This window comes from Kitasatospora sp. RG8 (assembly GCF_017813315.1).
Lineage (GTDB): Bacteria > Actinomycetota > Actinomycetes > Streptomycetales > Streptomycetaceae > Kitasatospora.
Genome location: NZ_JAGIYX010000035.1, coordinates 19,698 through 40,518, shown reverse-complemented (window position 1 = coordinate 40,518; position 20,821 = coordinate 19,698). Strand labels below are relative to the sequence as shown.

17 protein-coding genes are annotated in these 20,821 nt (G+C 71.4%); 13 read left to right on the top strand and 4 right to left on the bottom strand.

All coding sequences use genetic code 11. The features are described 5' to 3' along the window. Positions 1-260: 260 nt before the first annotated feature. From J5Y04_RS35000 to clpX, 3 genes are all read left to right on the top strand, one after another. Positions 261-878: an ATP-dependent Clp protease proteolytic subunit gene (locus J5Y04_RS35000; RefSeq protein WP_305067940.1), complete on the top strand. Its 618-nt coding sequence runs from the start codon at positions 261-263 to the stop codon at positions 876-878. 59 nt (positions 879-937) lie between these two features. Beyond that, positions 938-1,600, top strand: a complete 663-nt coding sequence (locus tag J5Y04_RS34995; protein ID WP_209416571.1) for an ATP-dependent Clp protease proteolytic subunit — start codon at positions 938-940, stop codon at positions 1,598-1,600. 249 nt (positions 1,601-1,849) lie between these two features. After that, on the top strand, positions 1,850-3,139 hold the full coding sequence (clpX, locus tag J5Y04_RS34990; RefSeq protein WP_030309676.1) for an ATP-dependent Clp protease ATP-binding subunit ClpX: 1,290 nt from the start codon (positions 1,850-1,852) through the stop codon (positions 3,137-3,139). Positions 3,140-3,224: 85 nt separating this feature from the next. Here clpX and J5Y04_RS34985 read toward each other — a convergent pair whose 3' ends face one another. After that, positions 3,225-4,022 (bottom strand): hypothetical protein, encoded by a 798-nt coding sequence (locus tag J5Y04_RS34985; RefSeq protein ID WP_209416570.1) that lies wholly within the window; start codon positions 4,020-4,022, stop codon positions 3,225-3,227. A gap of 140 nt (positions 4,023-4,162) precedes the next feature. Continuing rightward, complete coding sequence (locus tag J5Y04_RS34980) at positions 4,163-5,035, bottom strand: hypothetical protein (protein WP_209416569.1); 873 nt, start codon at positions 5,033-5,035, stop codon at positions 4,163-4,165. A 190-nt stretch (positions 5,036-5,225) separates the two neighbouring features. Here J5Y04_RS34980 and J5Y04_RS34975 point away from each other — a divergent pair, with 190 nt between their 5' ends. Together J5Y04_RS34975 and J5Y04_RS34970 are read left to right on the top strand one after the other, a co-directional pair. After that, a complete protein-coding gene (locus tag J5Y04_RS34975; protein ID WP_209416568.1) occupies positions 5,226-7,865 on the top strand; it encodes a valine--tRNA ligase in 2,640 nt (879 codons plus the stop codon). Positions 7,866-8,131: 266 nt separating this feature from the next. Continuing rightward, complete coding sequence (locus tag J5Y04_RS34970) at positions 8,132-8,659, top strand: hypothetical protein (RefSeq protein WP_209416567.1); 528 nt, start codon at positions 8,132-8,134, stop codon at positions 8,657-8,659. Positions 8,660-9,015: 356 nt separating this feature from the next. Here J5Y04_RS34970 and wecB read toward each other — a convergent pair whose 3' ends face one another. Together wecB and J5Y04_RS34960 are read right to left on the bottom strand one after the other, a co-directional pair. Continuing rightward, on the bottom strand, positions 9,016-10,173 hold the full coding sequence (gene wecB, locus J5Y04_RS34965; RefSeq protein ID WP_209416566.1) for a non-hydrolyzing UDP-N-acetylglucosamine 2-epimerase: 1,158 nt from the start codon (positions 10,171-10,173) through the stop codon (positions 9,016-9,018). Between the two features lie 21 nt (positions 10,174-10,194). After that, a complete protein-coding gene (locus J5Y04_RS34960) occupies positions 10,195-11,628 on the bottom strand; it encodes a glycosyltransferase (RefSeq protein WP_307853459.1) in 1,434 nt (477 codons plus the stop codon). Positions 11,629-11,802: 174 nt separating this feature from the next. On the opposite strand from J5Y04_RS34960, the gene J5Y04_RS34955 reads away from it, so the two are divergent. The 8 genes from J5Y04_RS34955 to rodA all read left to right on the top strand — a co-directional run bounded on the left by J5Y04_RS34955 (position 11,803) and on the right by rodA (position 20,710). Then, complete coding sequence (locus J5Y04_RS34955) at positions 11,803-13,194, top strand: folylpolyglutamate synthase/dihydrofolate synthase family protein (protein WP_209416565.1); 1,392 nt, start codon at positions 11,803-11,805, stop codon at positions 13,192-13,194. 2 nt (positions 13,195-13,196) lie between these two features. After that, positions 13,197-13,535 carry a DUF4233 domain-containing protein gene (locus tag J5Y04_RS34950; protein WP_209416564.1) on the top strand — a complete coding sequence of 113 codons (339 nt, stop codon included), beginning with the start codon at positions 13,197-13,199 and terminating at the stop codon, positions 13,533-13,535. Positions 13,536-13,651: 116 nt separating this feature from the next. After that, the gene (ndk, locus tag J5Y04_RS34945; protein WP_148645164.1) at positions 13,652-14,065 is read left to right on the top strand and encodes a nucleoside-diphosphate kinase; all 414 of its coding nucleotides are present in this window, start codon (positions 13,652-13,654) and stop codon (positions 14,063-14,065) included. Positions 14,066-14,390: 325 nt separating this feature from the next. Next, on the top strand, positions 14,391-15,416 hold the full coding sequence (locus J5Y04_RS34940; protein WP_148645918.1) for a rod shape-determining protein: 1,026 nt from the start codon (positions 14,391-14,393) through the stop codon (positions 15,414-15,416). Between the two features lie 96 nt (positions 15,417-15,512). After that, positions 15,513-16,463, top strand: coding sequence for a rod shape-determining protein MreC (mreC, locus tag J5Y04_RS34935; protein WP_209416563.1), 951 nt, complete (start codon positions 15,513-15,515; stop codon positions 16,461-16,463). A gap of 3 nt (positions 16,464-16,466) precedes the next feature. Beyond that, a complete protein-coding gene (gene mreD / locus J5Y04_RS34930; RefSeq protein ID WP_209416562.1) occupies positions 16,467-17,108 on the top strand; it encodes a rod shape-determining protein MreD in 642 nt (213 codons plus the stop codon). Positions 17,109-17,252: 144 nt separating this feature from the next. Then, entirely contained in the window at positions 17,253-19,514 is a 2,262-nt protein-coding gene (gene mrdA, locus J5Y04_RS34925) for a penicillin-binding protein 2 (protein WP_209416561.1), read from the top strand. Next, positions 19,511-20,710 (top strand): rod shape-determining protein RodA, encoded by a 1,200-nt coding sequence (rodA, locus tag J5Y04_RS34920; RefSeq protein WP_209416560.1) that lies wholly within the window; start codon positions 19,511-19,513, stop codon positions 20,708-20,710. The genes mrdA and rodA overlap by 4 nt, the downstream gene beginning before the upstream one ends. The last annotated feature ends 111 nt before the right edge of the window (positions 20,711-20,821 follow it).

Here is a 20,821-nt window from a genome sequence, read left to right as displayed (position 1 = left end):
CCGGGCCCGCCGCGTTCCCCGGCCGGCCGGCGCCGTTCCCCGCGCCGTTCCCCGCGCGCGCCCGCGGCGCGCGCCGTGAACCCTGCGCTCACAGCGAACAGTTCTGCGTGAGGGATTCTGCGGCCCGGCCTGCGCGTTAGGGTCCTTGGACAGCAACAATCACGACGTGATACCCGAAAGCTGTGCGACAGCGTGACGGCCGTGGAGCGACCGTCCAAATCGACTGAGCAGGTGGCTAAGTGACGTTCCCGCAGATGCAGATGCCTGGCCCGATGGCGCCGCACGCCGCCTCTGGTGACGTGCTCGGCGGCCTGGGCGACCAGGTCTACAACCGGCTGCTCAACGAGCGGATCATCTTCCTCGGCCAGCAGGTCGACGACGACATCGCCAACAAGATCACCGCCCAGCTGCTGCTGCTGGCCGCGGACCCGGACAAGGACATCTTCCTCTACATCAACTCCCCGGGCGGCTCGATCTCGGCCGGCATGGCGATCTACGACACCATGCAGTACATCAAGAACGACGTCGTCACCATCGCGATGGGCATGGCCGCCTCGATGGGCCAGTTCCTGCTGACCGCCGGCGCCAAGGGCAAGCGCTTCTCGCTGCCGAACGCCAACATCCTGATGCACCAGCCGTCCGCCGGTCTCGGCGGCTCGGCCACCGACATCCGCATCCAGGCCGAGCAGCTGCTCCGCACCAAGAAGCGGATGTCCGAGCTGATCGCCTTCCACAGCGGGCAGTCCTTCGAGCAGATCACCGCGGACTCCGACCGCGACCGCTGGTTCACGCCGGAGGAGGCCCTGGAGTACGGCCTGATCGACGCGATCATGCACAGCGCCGCGGACGTCCCGGGCGGCGGCGGCACGGGCGCCTGAGCCTCGGCCCCGGCTCCCACGAGACCACAGCCCCAACGCTCCGGAGGACCAGAAACCCCATGAACATCCCCAGCCTGTCCAGCGCCAAGGCACGCGTCGAGGACATGCGCGCCGAGGGCCGCTACATCGTCCCGCGCTTCGTCGAGCGCACCTCGCAGGGCATCCGCGAGTACGACCCGTACGCCAAGCTGTTCGAGGAGCGCATCATCTTCCTCGGCTCGCAGGTCGACGACGTCTCCGCGAACGACATCATGGCCCAGCTGCTCTGCCTGGAGTCCATGGACCCGGACCGCGAGATCCAGATGTACATCAACTCGCCCGGCGGCTCGTTCACGGCCCTGACGGCCATCTACGACACCATGCAGTACGTGAAGCCGGACATCACCACCGTCTGCATGGGCCAGGCGGCCTCCGCGGCGGCCGTGCTGCTCGCCGCCGGCACCCCCGGCAAGCGCATGGCGCTGCCGAACGCCCGTATCCTGATCCACCAGCCGTACACCGAGACCGGCCGCGGTCAGGTGTCCGACCTGGAGATCCAGGCCAAGGAGATCTTCCGGATGCGCGAGCAGCTGGAGGAGATGCTCTCCAAGCACTCGAACAAGTCCGTCGAGCAGGTCCGCGACGACATCGAGCGCGACAAGATCCTGACGGCCGACGAGGCCGTCGAGTACGGTCTCGTCGACCTGGTCATCTCCACCCGCAAGGCCTCGCTGACCTCCTGAGGGTCGGCACCGGCCGGGGCGGGGCGCGCACACCGTTGCGCGCCCCGCCCCGGCACATCGGCGGCACCGGAGACGGCATCTGTTCGGTATCAATTCGCCCAGGGCGTAGGGCAGACCCGGCGAAGAGGACGGAATCAGGGGCCCGGCAGAGTACCGTCGGATAGCGAGACCGATCGCCGTCGGCGTTGACGGTCCACAGCACCAGGCCCCGGAACCCCCGCGGGGCCCCTGGCGAAGGGGAAGCACCTCGTGGCACGCATCGGAGACGGTGGCGACCTGCTCAAGTGCTCGTTCTGCGGCAAGTCGCAGAAGCAGGTGAAGAAGCTGATCGCCGGCCCAGGCGTGTACATCTGCGACGAGTGCATCGACCTGTGCAACGAGATCATCGAGGAGGAGCTCGCCGAGACCTCCGAGGTGCGCTTCGAGGAGCTCCCGAAGCCGCGCGAGATCTACGAGTTCCTGGACCAGTACGTGGTCGGCCAGGACCTCGCCAAGAAGGCGCTGTCGGTGGCGGTCTACAACCACTACAAGCGCGTGCAGGCCGGCGAGGCGGGCCGCAGCGGCGGCAACGGCCGTGAGGACGCCATCGAGCTGGCGAAGTCCAACATCCTGCTGCTCGGGCCGACCGGCTCCGGCAAGACGCTGCTGGCGCAGACGCTGGCCCGGATGCTGAACGTGCCGTTCGCGATCGCCGACGCCACCGCGCTCACCGAGGCCGGGTACGTCGGCGAGGACGTCGAGAACATCCTGCTCAAGCTGATCCAGGCGGCCGACTACGACGTCAAGAAGGCCGAGACCGGGATCATCTACATCGACGAGATCGACAAGGTCGCCCGCAAGAGCGAGAACCCGTCGATCACCCGCGACGTCTCCGGCGAGGGCGTGCAGCAGGCGCTGCTGAAGATCCTGGAGGGCACCACCGCGTCGGTGCCGCCGCAGGGGGGCCGCAAGCACCCGCACCAGGAGTTCATCCAGATCGACACCACCAACGTGCTGTTCATCGTGGGCGGCGCGTTCGCGGGCCTGGAGCGGATCATCGAGGGCCGCGCGGGTGCCAAGGGCATCGGCTTCGGCGCCAACATCCGCTCCAAGCGGGAGCTGGACGCCAGCGACCACTTCCGTCAGGTGATGCCGGAGGACCTGGTCAAGTTCGGCATGATCCCGGAGTTCATCGGCCGTCTCCCGGTGATCACCAGCGTGCACAACCTGGACCGCGAGGCCCTGCTGCAGATCCTCACCGAGCCGAAGAACGCGCTGGTCAAGCAGTACCGCAAGCTCTTCGAACTGGACGGCGTGGAGCTGGAGTTCTCCCGGGACGCGCTGGAGGCCATCGCCGACCAGGCGATCCTGCGCGGCACCGGCGCGCGCGGTCTGCGGGCCATCATGGAGGAGGTGCTGATGTCCGTGATGTACGAGGTCCCCTCGCGTCAGGACGTCGCCCGCGTGGTGGTCACCGGGGACGTCGTCTCCAAGCACGCCATCCCGACGCTCGTCCCGCGCGACATGATCAAGCGGGAGCGGCGCGAGAAGAGCGCCTGACCCCCGCGGCGCCCCGACTGACAGGGCCCCCGGAGACCGTCTCGGTCTCCGGGGGCCCTTCGTCTTCCGTCCGCGGCGGCGGACCCTACTTCGGCACCTCGCTGACGGCGCGCAGGTCGCGGGCGTCGGCGGCGAGCTTGTCCAGGTCGGGCTGCTTGCCGTCCGCGGGGGCCTGCATCAGCAGGATCAGGCTGCTGTTGTCGGCCCAGGCGCAGATGCCCAGGTCGGTGCCGTCCTGGGTGGCCTTGGCGCACTCCATCGTGCCGCCCTTGGGGCCGGCGTCGACAGCGTGCCGGTTGCTGACGGTCGGGCCGCCCTCCGAGAAGCCCTTGAACATGGCGTCCAGCTCCTGCTTGGGCAGCAGCACCTTGCCGTAGCCGCCGACCACGATGAGCTGCGGGTCCTGCGACGGGTCCAGGTAGACGGCGCTCACCCCGGTCGGGTTCCAGGCGCCGTCGCCCTTGCCGAACTCGGAGGTGATCTCCTCCTCCATCTTGCGGGCGATCTCGTTGTCGTCGTCCTTGGAGAGGTCCTTGAACTTCGCCGGCAGGACGATCTTCTGGGTGCCAGCGTTGGACGTGACGTCGAGGACGAAGTACGCGACCGCGCCGCCGATCAGCGCCAGCACCCCGACGAAGACGCCGAGCAGGGTCCAGAGCATCTTGCGGGACTTGCGCGGCGGCGCCGGCGCGTACGCGCCGTAGCCGGGGTAGCCGGCCTGGCCGCCGGGCGGCGGGGCCTGCGGCGGCACCGCGGCGTACGGCTGGCCCGCGGGCGGCGGGGGCGTCGCCCCGTAGCCCGGCTGCTGGGGCGGCACGGGCGCGGCGCCGTACGGCTGGCCGGCCGGCGGCGGCGGGGTGCCGTAGGGGTTCTGCTCGGTCACGGTGGCCCTTTCTGGGACGGACGGGACGGACGGGACGACAGGACGGACAGGAACAGGGCGGGGCAGGACGGGACGGCTGCGCGGGCCTCGTGCGGTGGAGGCCGCGTACGGGCCGCGTGCGCGCCGGGCCGCCTTCCGGGTTACTTGGCGACGACCATCGCGGAACGGATCGCCCGGGTCTTCTCGGCGGCCTGGGCCGGGGTGAGTGGCGTCGCGGCGTTGCCGCCGAGGCTCGACTTGAAGAACGACACGCGGGCCGTGGTCGACTTGTCCGCCCAGACGCACACGGTGGACTGCGACTTGCCGCCGAGCACGCCGAAGACGCCGCAGGAGAGCTTCGCCGAGGAGTTCTTGCTGTCCTGGGCCGGGAAGTCCGCCAGCGGGGTGGTCCAGGAGCCGCCCTCGCTGGGCTTCTTGGAGTCCTCGATGATCTTGTCGGGGTCGCTGAGGTTGCCGTAGACGCCGATCACGCTGATCGTGTCCAGCGGGTCGGAGCCCTTGGCGTAGCTGGCGACCAGCACGTTCAGGTCCGTGCCGAGCTTGGACGTCTCGGCCTTGGCCGGGTCGGCGGCCTGCTCCTTGGCGGACTTCTGGGTGTAGCCGTCGGGCAGCGACTGCGCGGCGGTGATCTTGTACTTGCCGCCGGAGTCCCCGCCGAGCAGCTTGTAGAGGCCGAAGCCCCCGCCGCCCAGCACCAGGGCGCCGATGACGAGGCCGATCACCAGACCGCCCTTGCCCTTCTTCGGCGGCGGCGCCACCGGGTAGCCCGGCTGGCCGTACGGGGCCTGCTGTGGCGGGACCCCGTAGGGCGCCTGCGGGGCGCCGTACTGCGGCTGCGGCGCCCCGTACTGCGGAGCCGGCGCGCCCTGCTGCGGCTGGCCGTACTGCGGCTGCGGCGCGCCGTAGGGCGGCTGTGCCCCGTACGGCTGCTGCGGCGGCGCCCCGTACGGCGGCTGTGCCCCGTAGGGCTGTTGCGGCTGACCCTGCGGATACTGCTGACCCTGGCCGTACATCTGCCTCTGTGCTCCCCCGCCGCACCTGCGGCCTGTCGCGATCTGGAGTCGTCCGTGTCCGTACGAAGGACCGGACGAGTGTGCGGGCACGGTACCGCACCGGGCCGACGGCCGTCCGGGCCGGGCGCGCCGGGCCCGCGGACCGAAAGCGGTTCGTAACCCTGGTCCCCGGTTACGTAAACTGTGCGTCGTGACCGACACCCAGAACCAGCGCCCCGTGAGCAACCACGCCGGGGACGACGCAGCCACCCTCCCGACGACCTACGCCCCGGCGGAGGTAGAGGGCGAGCTGTACGAGCGCTGGGTAGAGCGCGGTTACTTCACGGCCGACGCCAAGAGCGAGAAGCCCCCGTACACCATCGTCATCCCGCCGCCGAACGTCACCGGTGCGCTGCACCTGGGCCACGCCTTCCAGCACACGCTGATGGACGCGCTGACCCGCCGCAAGCGCATGCAGGGCTACGAGACGCTCTGGCTGCCGGGCATGGACCACGCCGGCATCGCCACCCAGAACAAGGTCGAGCAGCAGCTCGCCGAGTCCGGCCTCTCCCGCCACGACCTGGGCCGCGAGGCCTTCGTCGAGAAGGTCTGGGAGTGGAAGGAGAACTACGGCGGCAGGATCCTCGGCCAGATGCGCCGCCTCGGCGACGGCGTGGACTGGTCGCGCGAGCGCTTCACGATGGACGAGGGCCTCTCGCACGCCGTCCAGACCATCTTCAAGCGCCTCTTCGACGACGGCCTGATCTACCGCGCCGAGCGCATCATCAACTGGTGCCCGCGCTGCCTCACCGCGCTCTCCGACATCGAGGTCGAGCACGAGGAGGTCCCGGGCGAGCTGGTCTCGATCCGCTACGGGGAGGGTGACGACTCGATCGTCGTCGCCACCACCCGCGCCGAGACGATGCTGGGCGACACGGCCGTCGCCGTCCACCCGGAGGACGAGCGCTACAAGCACCTGGTCGGCCGGACCATCAAGCTGCCGCTGACGGACCGGGAGATCCCGGTCGTCGCCGACGAGCACGTCGACCCGGAGTTCGGCACCGGCGCCGTCAAGGTGACCCCGGCGCACGACCCGAACGACTTCGCCATCGGCCAGCGCCACAACCTGCCGAACCTGAGCGTCATGGACGAGCACGGCGCGATCACCGTGCACGGCCCGTTCCTCGGCCTGGACCGGCTGGAGGCCCGTTCGGCCGTGGTCGGCGCGCTGCGCGAGCAGGGCCGGATCGTCGCCGAGAAGCGCCCGTACATGCACGCCGTCGGCCACTGCTCGCGCTGCCACACGGTGGTCGAGCCGCGGCTGTCGCTGCAGTGGTGGGTCAAGGTCGCCCCGCTGGCCCAGGCCGCCGGCGACGCCGTCCGCGACGGCAAGGTCGAGATCCACCCGAAGGAGCTGGAGCGCCGCTACTTCGACTGGGTCGACAACATGTACGACTGGTGCATCTCGCGCCAGCTCTGGTGGGGCCACCGGATCCCGGTCTGGTACGGCCCGGACGGCGAGGTCGTCTGCGTCGGCCCCGACGAGCAGCCGCCGGCCGGCGAGGGCTGGCACCAGGACCCGGACGTCCTGGACACCTGGTTCTCCTCCGGTCTCTGGCCCTTCTCCACCCTCGGCTGGCCGGAGAAGACCCCGGACCTGGAGAAGTTCTACGCGACCGACGTCCTGGTCACCGGCCACGACATCATCTTCTTCTGGGTCGCCCGGATGATGATGTTCGGCCTGTACGCGATGGACGGCCAGGCGCCGTTCAAGACCGTGGCCCTGACCGGCCTGGTCCGCGACGAGTTCGGCAAGAAGATGTCGAAGTCCTCCGGCACCGCCGTGGACCCGCTGGACTGGATGGACGCCTACGGCGCCGACGCCGTCCGCTTCACCCTGGCCCGTGGCGCCAACCCCGGCGCCGACGTGCCGATCGGCGAGGACTGGGTCAAGGGCTCGCGCAACTTCTGCAACAAGATCTGGAACGCGACCCGCTTCGCGCTGATGAACGGCGCCACCGTCGAGGGCCCGCTGCCCGCGCCGGAGGAGCTGACCGCGGTCGACCGCTGGATCCTGTCGCGGCTGAACGCCACCGTCGCCGAGGTGGACGCGCTGTACGACGACTACGAGTTCGCCAAGGTCTCGGACGCGCTGTACCACTTCGCCTGGGACGAGGTGTTCGACTGGTACGTCGAGCTCTCCAAGACCACCCTGGCCAAGGGCGGCGCGCAGGCGGACGCCTCCCGCCGGGTCCTGGGCGAGGTCCTGGACGTCACGCTGCGGCTGCTCCACCCGGTCGTCCCGTTCGTCACGGACACGCTGTGGACCACGCTGACCGGCGCCGAGTCCCTGGTGGTCACCGCGTGGCCCCAGGACAGCGGCTTCCGGGACACCGCGGCCGAGGCCGAGATCGCCACGCTCCAGCAGGTGGTCACCGAGGTCCGCCGGTTCCGCTCGGACCAGGGTCTCCAGCCCGCGCAGAAGGTCCCGGCCCGGCTCGGCCTGGACGGCACCGTGCTGGCCGTCCACGAGGACGCCATCCGGTCGCTGCTGCGCCTGACCCTGCCCGAGGACGGCTTCACGGCCACCGCCTCGCTCCCGGTCGCCGGCGCCACGGTGGCGCTGGACCTCTCCGGCACCATCGACGTCGCGGCGGAGCGCAAGCGCCTGGCCAAGGACCTCGCGGCCGCCGAGAAGGAGAAGGCCCAGACCACCGCCAAGCTCGGCAACGAGGCGTTCCTCGCCAAGGCGCCGGACGACGTGGTCGCCAAGATCCGCACCCGCCAGGAGGCCGCCGAGGCCGACATCGCCCGGATCACCGCCCAGCTCGCGGCGCTGCCGCAGGCCTGATCCGCACCGGCTCCAGGAGGGGCCGCATCCCGCCGACGCGGGGTGCGGCCCCTCCGGCTTTTCCGGACCGCCCGTCCTTTCCTGCTCCTAATAGCTCAATGGCGTTGCTCCCTTCCGGCGAATATTCATCCTGGACCGGGTGAGGTCTTATTCCGCCCGAATTCATTCCGGTCTTGCCCGCGCGGGTTCGCGGAAGTTAGCAGGTCGGATGTGTACGGTGTGCAGGAGTTCCGCTGAGCCGATGGCACCGAACGGGAGGGCATGGCGTGGTGGCGACCAAGGAGTTGGCCGACGAACTGCCTGCTGAGGCGGTCGACGAGGCCAAGGCCCGGGCGGCGACGCTGCTTCTCGCGTTCCGGCACGGAAACCAGCTGGCGTTCGACGAGGCGCTGGACCGGATCCTCGACGAGCACGCGCACCGCGAGGTCGCCACCCTGCTCACCTGGATCGCCGCCGAGGCGGTCCGCAAGGCGTACGCCCCCGAGGTCGGCGACCGGGTGCTGCGCGCCATGGCCCGCCGCGCCCCGGCCGACACGGGAGCGGTGGACGTGGACGAGGAGACCGCGGACGCGGCCCGGCTGATCGAGGCCGTCGCCGGCGGCCGCGTCGGCGAGGTCCGCGGGCTGGTGGCGGCCACCGCCGACACCACCTTCCTGCTCGGCGGCCTGCTCCAGGGCGTCGCCATGATGCTGCCGTTCCTGCCGGACGGCGAGCTGGCCGAGATCACCGACGAGCTGCGCCGCCGGCACTGCGGTCCGTGCCCCGAGATCCCCGAGGCCCGGGCCGGGGTCTGACGCCCCGTCCCCGGGCCCCGGGAGGGCCGGTCTACGGCATCGCGTGCAGGTGCGCGCCGACGGTGGCCGCGATCCCGCCGCCCGCCTCGGCGTCGTGGTTGGCCGACCAGCCGCTCAGGCCCAGGGCGATCGCGGTGGCCCCGGCGAGCAGGCCGTGGAGGCCGCGCGGGTGCGCGGGTCGGGCAGGTGGCCTGACTCCATCTCCTGTGGGGGAGGCCGGGCGGCTCGCGTGGGGGGAGCCGCCCGGGTGTCGATGGTGTGTGTGCGGGAGCTACCGACAACTCAAGTCCCTGCCGGGGAAGGAGACTTGCCTCACAAGGTGGAGTAGACCAATCCGGCTGTCAAGAGGACGGGCCTCAGGCGGCCACCGGCACCGGCCGTTCGGACAGGCGCGCGGTCAGGGCGGCGATCCGCGCGGAGGCCAGCCCGTCGCCGTACGGGCTCGGGGTGGCGGCGAGCCGGGCGAGCCGCTCGGGGGAGTCGGCCAGCCAGTCGGCGGCCAGGTCGCCCAGCCCGGGCCCGGGCGGGACGAGCGCGGCGAAGCCCGCCTCCACCGCCTCCGGGCGCTCGGTGGAGCGGCGGACGACGAGCAGGGGGCGGCCGAGCACGGTGCACTCCTCCTGGACGCCGCCGGAGTCGGAGACCAGCAGCGCGGCGTGCCGGGCCAGGCCGAGGAACTCCGCGTAGCCGACCGGTCCGGTGACGGCGATCCGCGCGAGCAGGCCGTCGAGGGCGAACCGCTCGACGGCGGCCCGGGTGCGCGGGTGCATCGGGAACAGCACCGGCGTCCCAGTGCGGGCGATCCGGTCCAGCTCGGTGAGGACGGCGCGCAGCGCCCCGGCGGTGTCGGTGTTCTCCGGCCGGTGCACGGTGGCCAGCACGTAGCCGTCCGGCGCGACCCCGTGGGCCGCGAGCAGCGCGGCCCGGGCGTCCGCGTCGGGCAGTTGGCGGCGGACCACCTCGACCACGGTGTTCCCGGTGAGGGCGATCCGCTCCTCGTCCAGCGACTCGGCGCGCAGGTTGGCGGCGTTCCCGGTGGTGGCGGCGCAGAGCAGGTCGGCGACGTGGTCGACCATCACCCGGTTGTGCTCCTCGGGCATCGCCCGGTCGAAGCTGCGCAGCCCGGCCTCGACGTGCACCAGCGGGATCCCGCGGGCGTTGGCGGCGAGCGCGCCGGCGAGGGTGGCGTTGGTGTCGCCCTGGACGACGACGGCGGCGGGGCGGTCCTCGGCGAAGGCCGCGTCGAGCTGGCCGAGCGACAGGGCGATCTGGCCGGCCCGGGGGCGGCCGCCGACACCAGTCAGCAGCTGCGGGCGGGGCAGGCCGAGGTCGCGCAGGAACCGGCCGGACATCGTCTCGTCCCAGTGCTGGCCGGTGTGGACGAGCCGGGCGGCGTCGCCGAGTTCGTGGATCAGCGGGGCGAGCTTGACCAGCTCGGGCCGGGTGCCGAGGACGACGGCGACGCTGGCGGGGGCGAGGGTGCGGGCGGGCGGCGGGGGAGGGCACGTGGTCACGGGGGTACTCCGGGGAGGGGCTCAGGCTTCGAGTGCGGTGGGGGCGCCGGCGGCGACGGTCTCGGCGTTGCGCCGGGTCTTGGCCCAGCCGTTGCGGCCGAGGAGCAGCCGGGCGGCGGCCCGGGCGGCGACCACGAACAGGTGGTAGGCGTAGAGCCAGAGCAGGACACCCCAGAGCAGGCCGGTCAGCCGGCTCCGGCCGGGGTGGACCAGCCGGCGGTAGGCGGATCCCCAGAACACCATCGGCAGTGTCGCGATCACGAAGGCGGCGGCCATGAACGGCCCGAACCGGAGCTGGAAGTCGGCCGTCTCCGCGGGGAAGAGCACCAGTCCGGCCGCCGTGATCCCGGCCGAGACGGGGGTGAGCACCACCAGCAGCACGCAGACCACGGGCTGCAGGAAGGTGTAGAGCACCTCGGCCTTGCCGGCCGGGCGGTAGTGCGGCGAGCGCAGCACCCGCCCGGTGTAGCGCAGGCACTGCATGTTGCCCTGGGCCCACCGGGTGCGCTGGGTGAGGAAGCGCCGGAGCGAGACCAGCCCCTCCTGGGACACCCGCGCCTCGGTGATGTGCGTCAACCGCCAGCCGGCGAGCCGCAGTTCGAGCCCGGACTCGTAGTCCTCCAGCAGCGCCCGCTCCGGCCAGGGGCGGCCTGCGCGGCCCTCCTCGGCGGTGAGCGAGTCCAGTGCGGAGAGCCGGACGAACTGGCCGTTGCCGCCGAGGCCGACGGAGCCGGTGCGCCGGCGCAGCAGCTGCATGCCGGCGTTGTTGGCCTGGAACTCGACGTCCTGCATCCGCACCAGGGCGCGGGCCCGCGCGTTGGCGAACCGGCCCCGCCCGGGCAGCGGCCGCTCGTCGTCGGCGTTGCGCATCCGGACGCCGATCTGCACGGCGCCGGTGTCCGGGCGGCCGAGCGCCTTCCCGTTGCAGACGTGGGCGAGGGTGCCCGGGTCGAGCCGGCCGTCGGCGTCGACGACGCCGATCACCACGCGGGAGCGGTCGGTGCCCTCGGGCAGCCGTGCGGAGATCTCGCGGTAGGCGGCGTTGAGGGCGGCGCCCTTGCCGATCCGGGCGTGCGGGCGGCGGCGCTGGACGAGGTGGAGCCGGTCGTCCCGTTCGGCGGCGGCCAGCACCAGGGCGCGGGTGGCGTCCTCGCTGTCGTCGTCGATCACCCACAGGTGCGCCCCGGGGGCGGAGCGCCGCAGCCCGTCCAGGGTCTGGACGACCACGGCCTCCTCGTCGCGGCAGGGGACGACCAGGTGCCACTGGAAGGCGGCCGGGTCGCCGGGTTCGGCGGGGCGGTCGTGCCGGAAGGCGTGCCGGGAGCCGGCCCAGTACACGAGGAAGCGCCCGAAGACGAGGGCCATGTAGCCGACGAGTGCCAGCGAGACCAGTCCGGCTAAGCGGACGATGCCGTCCTGCCGGAACACGATCCAGTCGTGCAGGGTGTCGAGCATGGCGCGGTTCTCCTCGTGATCAAAGGCTGGCGACTCCTGGCGATTGCGAATCGATGCTTCATTGCGGCTCAAACTCGCTGAATCAATAGTAAAGGGGGCAAACTGGGAAGTCAGGGCAAAGTGGCCGTTCTCACCCCGTGAGGACGGCCTGCCAGCGCTCCGTAGACTGTGGTCGTGAGCGACAAGGCCGACCCGAACCCGTACACCCTCCGCCCCGCCGACGCCGGCCCCGGCGACGCCCTGCGCGACGTCGAGACCGAGCTCTCCAAGCGCTGGCCGGAGAACAAGCTGGAGCCCTCGCTCGACCGGATCGAGGCGCTGATGGACATCCTGGGCCAGCCCCAGCGGTCCTTCCCCTCCATCCACATCACCGGCACCAACGGCAAGACCTCCACGGCCCGGATGATCGAGCAGCTGCTCAACACCTTCGAGCTGCGCACCGGCCGCTACACCAGCCCGCACGTGGAGTCCGTCACCGAGCGGATCAGCCTCGACGGCGCCCCGATCACCCCCGAACGGTTCGTCGAGGTCTACCGCGACATCGAGCCGTACGTGCAGATGACCGACGCGCAGCAGCCCGTCCCGATGTCCTTCTTCGAGGTGCTGACCGGCATGGCGTACGCCGCCTTCGCCGACGCCCCGGTGGACGTCGGCGTGATCGAGGTGGGCATGGGCGGCTCCTGGGACGCCACCAACGTGATCGACGCCGCCGTCGCGGTGATCACCCCGATCGGCCTGGACCACACCGACAAGCTGGGCGGGACCACCGGCGAGATCGCGGTCGAGAAGTCCGGGATCATCAAGACCGGCGCCGTCGCCGTCGTCGCCCAGCAGCAGCTGGACGCCGCGCAGTCCATCCTGCGCCGCGCCGTCGAGGTGGACGCCACCGTGGCCCGCGAGGGCATGGAGTTCGGCGTGATCCGCCGTGAGGTCGCCATCGGCGGCCAGCTGGTGACGCTGCGCGGGCTCGGCGGCGAGGAGTACGAGGACGTCTTCATCCCGCTGCACGGCGCCCACCAGGCGCAGAACGCCGCGCTGGCGCTGGCCGCCGTCGAGGCCTTCTTCGGCGTCGGCGGTGCGCGCGGCGGCCAACTCGACGTCGACAAGGTCCGCCAGGCCTTCTCCGGCGTCGCCTCGCCGGGCCGGCTGGAGGTAGTCCGCCGCAGCCCGACGATCCTCCTCGACGCCGCCCACAACCCGAACGGCGCCCAGGCCACCGTCGCCGCGATCGGCGAGGCCTTCGGCTTCACCCGGCTGGTCGGCGTGATCGGCACCAGCGGCGACAAGGACGTGGCCGGCCTGCTGGAGGCCTTCGAGCCGATCCTGGCCGAGGTCGTGATCACCCAGAACTCCACCCACCGCGCGATGGACGTGGACGCCCTGGCCGCCCTGGCCGTCGAGATCTTCGGCGAGGACCGCGTCCAGGTCGAGCCCCGGCTCGACGACGCCATCGCCGCCGCCGTCACCCTCGCCGAGGAGGAGGGCGACCTCGGCGGCGCCGGGGTGCTGGTCACCGGTTCGGTCATCACGGTGGGCGAGGCCCGCCTGCTCCTCGGGAGGAAGTGACGATGAGGACGCTCTGCTCCTCGACGCTGATCGGCGAGGCCTTGCTGGCGATGTTCGCCGGGCTGGTGGCGATGCAGCTCTCCGACATCCCGACGGCCACCGTCTGGACCGTCACGGGCGTCGTCATGGCCCTGTGCATCGCACTCTGCGGCATGATCAACCGGCCGGGCGCGGTCGCACTCGGCTGGGCACTGCAGATCAGCCTGATCGCCAGCGGCTTCATCCTGCCGACCATGTTCGCCCTCGGAGTGGTCTTCGCCGGCCTGTGGTGGTGCTCGGTGCACTACGGCCGCAGGATCGACGAGTTCAAGGCCGCCCGCGCCGCCGCCCAGGTGGCCTAGACCAGCCCCCGGGCGGGCGGCCGGAGCCGCCGCTCACGCAAGGTAACCTCTGCGGTAGTCGCACTCCGCGCCACGAACCGAGTGCAAGCCGAACCGATTTTCCCAGGAGACGCACCGTGTCCCAGCGCACTCTCGTCCTGCTCAAGCCCGACGCCGTTCGCCGCGGCCTGGCCGGCGAGATCATCAGCCGCATCGAGCGCAAGGCCGGCTGGCGCCTCGCCGCCGTCGAGCTGCGCACCTTCGACCGGGCGACGCTGGAGCAGCACTACGCGGAGCACGTCGGCCGCCCGTTCTACGAGCCGCTGCTGGAGTTCATGACCTCCGGCCCGTCCATCGCGCTGATCGTCGAGGGCGAGGAGGTCGTGCCCGGCATCCGCATGCTGGCCGGGGCGACCAACCCGCTGGAGGCCGGCGCCGGCACCATCCGCGGCGACTACGCGACGATCACCCGCGAGAACCTGATCCACGCCTCCGACTCCCCGGAGTCCGCCGAGCGCGAGATCAAGATCTTCTTCCCGGCACACGCCTGAGAACACCACGGGCGAAACGCCCGAGGGACCTTCGGGTGCCCCGGCCGGGACCATTGGCCCGGCCGGGGCATTCTTATCGTGAAATAGGGAACTGGGGCCGCCGACACGGCGTCCCAATGCTCGGAGAAGCGATCACGCTCCGGACAATGGACGGTATGCCCCACGCCGACATCCGTACTGGCCGACGTGACTACGATGGACGCGACTCAAGGGCCCGGTACGGCTGGTCAGCTGATTTCCGCCCAAGCCGTGGGCGCATGCTTCTCGTCCACCCCCGCTAATGACTCCGAGCCCGGGAAGGCACCTACACCCCATGGCAACCAACCTGTCGTTCATCGGCCGCGACCTGGCGATCGACCTCGGAACCGCCAACACGCTGGTGTACGTCAGGGGCAAGGGGATCGTCCTCAACGAGCCGTCCGTCGTCGCGGTCAACACCAACACCGGCGGAATCCTGGCAGTCGGCTCCGAGGCCAAGAAGATGATCGGCCGCACCCCGGGCAACATCGTCGCCATCCGCCCGCTCAAGGACGGCGTGATCGCCGACTTCGAGATCACCGAGCGGATGCTCCGCTACTTCATCCTCAAGATCCACCGCCGCCGCTACCTGGCCCGCCCCCGGGTCGTGGTCTGCGTGCCCTCCGGCATCACCGGGGTCGAGCGCCGCGCCGTCATCGAGGCCTCCTCGCAGGCCGGCGCCCGCCAGGTGCACATCATCGAGGAGCCGATGGCCGCCGCGATCGGTGCCGGCCTGCCCGTCCACGAGGCCACCGGCAACATGGTCGTCGACATCGGCGGCGGCACCACCGAGGTCGCCGTCATCTCGCTCGGCGGCATCGTCACCGCCCAGTCCATCCGGGTCGCCGGCGACGAACTGGACAACGCCATCGTCCAGCACATCAAGAAGGAGTACTCGCTGCTCCTGGGCGAGCGCAGCGCCGAGCAGATCAAGATGAGCATCGGCTCCGCCTTCGGGCTGGAGGGCGAGAAGGACGAGCACGCCGAGATCCGCGGCCGCGACCTGGTCAGCGGCCTGCCCAAGACCGTCGTCATCTCCGCCGCCGAGGTCCGCGAGGCCATCGACGAGCCCGTCAACTCCATCATCGACGCCGTCAAGACCACCCTCGACCAGTGCCCGCCCGAGCTGGCCGGCGACGTCATGGACCGCGGCATCGTCCTCACCGGCGGCGGCGCCCTGCTGCGCGGCCTGGACGAGCGGCTGCGCCGCGAGACCGGCATGCCGATCCACATCGCCGAGAACCCGCTCGACTCGGTCGCCCTCGGCTCCGGCAAGTGCGTCGAGGAGTTCGAGGCGCTCCAGCAGGTACTCGACGCCCAGCCGCGCCGTTAGCACAACCGACGAAACCCGTAACTCAACTGAACGGCCCACCACCCGGGCCCCACGGCCCGGGTGGGCGGCCAGGTACGAAGGGGCAGTACCAGCACCGTGAGGGACACACGAGAGAGCCGGCTGCTGCTCATCCTGCTGGTGGCCGTCGCCTTCGCGCTGATCACCGTGGACATCAAGGGCGGTGAGAGCTCCCCGCTCGGCGGCGCCCGCCGCGCCGCGGCCGGCGTCCTCGGCCCGGTCGAGCGCGGCGCCGCCACCGCGGTCGACCCGGTCGCCGACACCGTCCGCGCCTTCCGCGACGCCGCCACCCACAGCGGCCGCACCGACCAGCTCGCCCGCGAGAACACCGAGCTGCGCCAGAAACTGGCCTCCTCCGACGCGGCCGGCGCCCGCACCAAGCAGCTCGACGACCTGCTGCGCACCGCCGGCGCCGGCGGATACACCGTCAAGGCCGCACAGGTCATCGCGATCGGCCCGGCCCAGGGCTTCTCCTGGACCATCACCGTCGACGCCGGCAGCGACGACGGCCTGACCCGGGACATGACCGTGATCAACGGTCAGGGCCTGGTCGGCCGGATCACCACCGTCGCCCCGACCACCTCCACCGTGCTGCTCGCCTCCGACCCCGGCTTCAGCGCCGGCGCACGGCTGGAGGGCAGCGGCGAGATCGGCTTCGCCTCCGGCGGCGGCACCAGCGCCATGAAGGTCTCCCTGCTCAACGGCAAGGCCCAGGTGAAGGAGGGCGACCGGATGGTCACCTTCGGATCGCAGAGCGGCCGCCCGTTCGTGCCCGGCGTCCCGGTCGGCAAGGTCGTCCAGGTCGAGGCCAACCCCGGCCAGCTCACCAAGACCGTCCTGGTCGAGCCCTTCGTCCAGTTCACCCGGCTCGACCTGGTCGGCGTGGTGGTGGTACCGCCGCGCACCGACCCGCGCGACGCCGTCCTGCCGCCCGCGCCCGCCCCGCAGGGCCAGGCACCCGCGGCGCCCGCCGCCCCCGCGGCACCGGCCGTCGCCGCACCGCCCGCCAAGCCCTCCGGGGGGAACTGAGCCATGCGCCTCGCCCGCATCCCCGTCTCCGCCGTCCTCGTCCTGCTCGGCCTGATCCTCCAGGTCAGCGTCTTCGGCCGGCTCCAGCTCCCGGGCGCCACCCCGGACATACTGCTGCTCGTCGTGGTCGGCCTGGCCATGGTCTACGGCCCCACCGGCGGCTGCCTGGTCGGCTTCGCGGCCGGCCTGCTCGCCGACCTCGCACCGCCCTCCGACCACGCCATCGGCCGCTACGCCCTGGTGCTCTGTCTGATGGGCTACGCCGCCGGGCTGCTGCGCCCCGACCACGGGCGCCAGCGCTCGGTCTCCAGCGCGCTGCTGGTGGTGGCCGCCGCGGCGGTCGCCTCGACGCTGCTGTACGCGATGGTCGGCGCCCTGGTCGGCGACACCGCCGCCCGCCACGTCGGCCTCGGCAGCCTGGTGGTCACCGCCCTGCTGTACGACCTGCTGCTGGCGCCGTTCGTGGTGCCCGTGGTGATGCTGGTCGGGCGCCGCTTCGGGAAGGACCCGGTGGCCGCCGCCGCCGGGGACGACGAGGGCGGACCGGGCCTGGGCACGCTGGCCCGTTACCGCACCACCCGTGAGGCGTCGTCCGGGCCGGGCTACCGCAAGAAGCGCTCGCTCGGCTTCGCCAAGCGCCCGTGACACCGCGCGTGACACCGTGCCCGTGACACCCGGCGCCCGCAAGGCCCTTCGCGCTCGCAAGGTCCTTCGCGCCCGCAACGCCCTCCGCGTCCGCAACACCCCGACCCCCTTGTCCGGACCCCCGCACTCTGGAGCGCACGAGACGTGAGCAACATCCCCGAGACCGGCCGTACCCGGCGGGTGACGATCCGTCTGGTGGTGCTGCAGATCCTGGTGCTGTCGCTGCTCGCCACCCTCGGCGGACGGCTCTGGTACCTGCAGATCCGCAACGCCAGCGTCTACACCGCCAAGGCGACCGGCAACCACATCCGCGAGGTGGTCGAGCCCGCGGTGCGCGGCGAGATCCTCGACGCCTCCGGCCGCATCCTGGCAGGCAACGAGACCCGGCTGGTGGTCTCCGTCAGCCGCACCTCGCTGCTCCAGCAGAAGGACGGCGGCAAGGCGGTGCTGACCCGGCTCGCCGAGGTGCTCGGCATGCCGGCCAAGGACGTCCAGGAGAAGGTCCGGCTCTGCGACGCCAAGACGCAGCAGCCCTGCTGGAACGGGTCGCCCTACCAGCCGATCCCGGTCACCAAGGAGGCGACCACCCAGCAGGCGCTGCAGATAATGGAGCGTCGCGAGGACTTCCCCGGGGTGACCGCGCAGCCCACCGCCGTGCGCCACTACACCGGCGTCGAGGGCGCCAACATGGCCCAGGTGCTCGGCTACCTCTCGCCGGTCACCGACGAGGAGGTCTCCAAGACGGCCGACAAGAGCGGCCTCGACCGCTACCTGCCGGCCGACCAGATCGGCCGGGCCGGCCTGGAGTCGGTGTACGACCGCGACCTGCGCGGCACCGCCGGGATCACCAAGCTGGAGGTCGACAACCTCGGCCGGGTGATCGGCACCGCCGGCACGGTCGAGCCGCAGACCGGCAACAACCTGGTGACCAGCATCGACGCCCGGGTGCAGAAGGTCGTCGAGGACAACCTCATGCAGGCGATGAACGACGCCCGCAAGACCTTCGACAAGGTGACCAACCGCAACTACGAGGCCGACTCCGGCGCCGCCGTCGTGATGGACGTGCACACCGGGCGGATCGTCGCGATGGCCAGCGCCCCGACCTACGACCCCAACCTGTGGCAGGGCGGCATCTCGGGCAAGGACTACCAGGCACTGACCAGCAAGGAGTCCAACTTCCCGCTGCTGAACCGGGCCATACAGGGTCAGTCCGCCCCCGGCTCGACCTTCAAGGTCATCTCCACCACCGCCGCCGTGCAGGCCGGTTACTCGCTGGACGGGCGGTACGACTGCCCGAAGAGCCTGACCATCGGCGGCCGCGAGTTCAAGAACTTCGAGAGCGAGAACTTCGGCCCCATCTCCCTGGAGAAGGCGCTGGAGGTCTCCTGCGACACCGTCTTCTACGGCCTGGCGTACGACCAGTGGATGAAGGACGGCGGCATCAAGCCGAAGAAGGAACCGGCGGACTGGTTCTACAAGACCGCCCACCAGTTCGGCCTCGGCGCCAAGACCGGCATCGACCTTCCCAGCGAGGTCACCGGCCGGGTGCCGGACCGTCAGTGGAAGCAGTCCTTCTACGACAACAACAAGGACGCCTGGTGCAAGCAGGCGGAGAAGGGCGGCAACACCTTCTCCGACCAGATCGCCCGGGAGAACTGCGTCGACGGCTACCAGATGCGAGCCGGTGACTCGGTCAACTTCGCGATCGGCCAGGGCGACACGCTCGTCACCCCGATCCAGATGGCCCGGATCTACTCGGCGCTCGCCAACGGCGGCACCTTCTACCGCCCGACCGTCGCCAAGGCGGTGATAAGCCCGGGCGGGGATCTCGTCCGCGAGATCGCCCCGCACGAGGACTCCAAGTTCCCCGGCGACCAGAAGCTGCTGAGCTACATCGACCAGGCCACCGCCGGCGTCATCACCAGCGGCACCGCCGCCTGGAAGTTCACCGGCGCCGGCTGGCCGCAGGGCAAGATCGAGCTGCACGCCAAGACCGGCACCGCCGAGGTCGAGGGCAAGCAGACCACCTCGTGGCTGACCACCTACAGCGGCGACTACGCGGTCGTGATGACGATAAGCCAGGGTGGCACCGGCTCCGGCGGTTCCGGTGACGCGATCCGCCGGATCTACCAGGCGCTGTACGGCGTGGACGACAAGGGCAACGTCGACGGCGGCAAGGCGCTGCTGCCCAAGCCGCAGGCCGAGCTGCCGAAGTTCAACCCGGACGGCACCGCGATCATCAAGCCAGCCGCGTACTCCCCGGCCGCCCAGGGCGACCCGGGCGTGACCGGCAGCGCTCCGCGGGTCTTCCTCGACCCGGCGCAGCCCTCCGGCCCGGCGACCCCGCTCAGCGCGGTGGACGCCGCCCTCGAACCGGCCCGGAGCACGGGAAGGAGCCGCGCATGAGTTCCTACGGGTCGTACCGGCAGCTGCGGCTGGCCCCGCAGCGCAGCGGGGTGTCGAAGGCCCTCGCCAAGGACTCCCCGCTCTGGCGGATCGACTGGATACTGCTGCTGTCCGCACTGGTGCTCTCCCTGGGCAGCTCGCTGCTGGTCTGGTCGGCCACCCGCGGGCGGGACTCGCTGACCCACGGCGATCCGCAGTACTTCCTCTTCCGGCACCTCACCAACGTGGTGATCGGGATGGTGCTGTGCGCGGTGGTGATAGGGATAGGGAGCCGCCGGTTCCGCACCGTGGTGCCGTTCCTGTACACCGGCGTGATCCTGCTGCTGGCGGCCACGCTGAGCCCGCTCGGCTCGACCATCAACGGCCAGCACTCCTGGATCCAGCTCGGCGGCGGCTTCTCCGTCCAGCCGGCCGAGTTCGCCAAGCTGGCGATCGTGCTGGCGATGGCCGTGGTGCTGTCGGACCAGGTGGACGCGGGGGAGCGGGAGTTCCCCTCGAACCGGGCGGTGTTCCGCGGGCTGGTCTGGGCCACGGTGCCGATGGCCGTCGTGATGCTGATGCCGGACGCCGGGTCGGTGATGGTGATGGCCGTCATCGTGCTGGGCATCCTGCTGGCCTCCGGCGCGGCCAACCGCTGGGTCTTCGGGCTGATCCTGGCCGGGGTCGGCGGCTGCGTGGCGATCTGGAAGCTCGGGGTGCTGAGCAAGTACCAGATCGACCGCTTCGCCGCCTTCGCCAACCCGGCGCTGGACCCGTCGGGCGTGGGCTACAACACCGCCCAGGCCCGGATCGCGATCGGCTCGGGCGGGCTCACCGGCAAGGGGCTCTTCCACGGGACGCAGACCACCGGGCAGTTCGTGCCGGAGCAGCAGACCGACTTCGTCTTCACGGTCGCCGGCGAGGAGCTCGGCTTCCTCGGGGCGATGGCGATCATCGTGCTGCTCGGCGTGGTGCTCTGGCGGGGCTGCCGGATCGCCCGGCAGGCCACCGACCTCTACGGGACGATCGTGGCGGCCGGGGTGGTCGCCTGGTTCGCCTTCCAGGGCTTCGAGAACATCGGGATGTGCCTGGGCATCATGCCGGTGGCCGGCATCCCGCTGCCGTTCGTCTCGTACGGCGGGTCGTCGATGTTCGCGACCTGGGTCGCGATCGGGCTGTTGCAGGCGGTGCAGAGCCAACGGCCGATAGCGGCCTGAGCACGGTGACCGGGGCCGGTCCGGGGGCACTCCCCGGGCCGGCCCCGTCGTCTGCCGCCCCGGCGGCTCCGGCGGCTCCTGGCGGCTCCGTGCGCGGTCCGGGGCCCGCGG

What these genes read in the sequence shown, in the direction of transcription:
- J5Y04_RS34960 (WP_307853459.1), bottom strand. Translation starts at nt 11,628, where the DNA reads ATGCTCGACACCCTGCACGACTGGATCGTGTTCCGGCAGGACGGCATC.
- rodA (WP_209416560.1), top strand. Translation starts at nt 19,511, where the DNA reads ATGAGTTCCTACGGGTCGTACCGGCAGCTGCGGCTGGCCCCGCAGCGC.
- J5Y04_RS34995 (WP_209416571.1), top strand. Translation starts at nt 938, where the DNA reads ATGAACATCCCCAGCCTGTCCAGCGCCAAGGCACGCGTCGAGGACATG.
- J5Y04_RS34950 (WP_209416564.1), top strand. Translation starts at nt 13,197, where the DNA reads ATGAGGACGCTCTGCTCCTCGACGCTGATCGGCGAGGCCTTGCTGGCG.
- mreD (WP_209416562.1), top strand. Translation starts at nt 16,467, where the DNA reads ATGCGCCTCGCCCGCATCCCCGTCTCCGCCGTCCTCGTCCTGCTCGGC.
- J5Y04_RS34980 (WP_209416569.1), bottom strand. Translation starts at nt 5,035, where the DNA reads ATGTACGGCCAGGGTCAGCAGTATCCGCAGGGTCAGCCGCAACAGCCC.
- J5Y04_RS35000 (WP_305067940.1), top strand. Translation starts at nt 261, where the DNA reads ATGCCTGGCCCGATGGCGCCGCACGCCGCCTCTGGTGACGTGCTCGGC.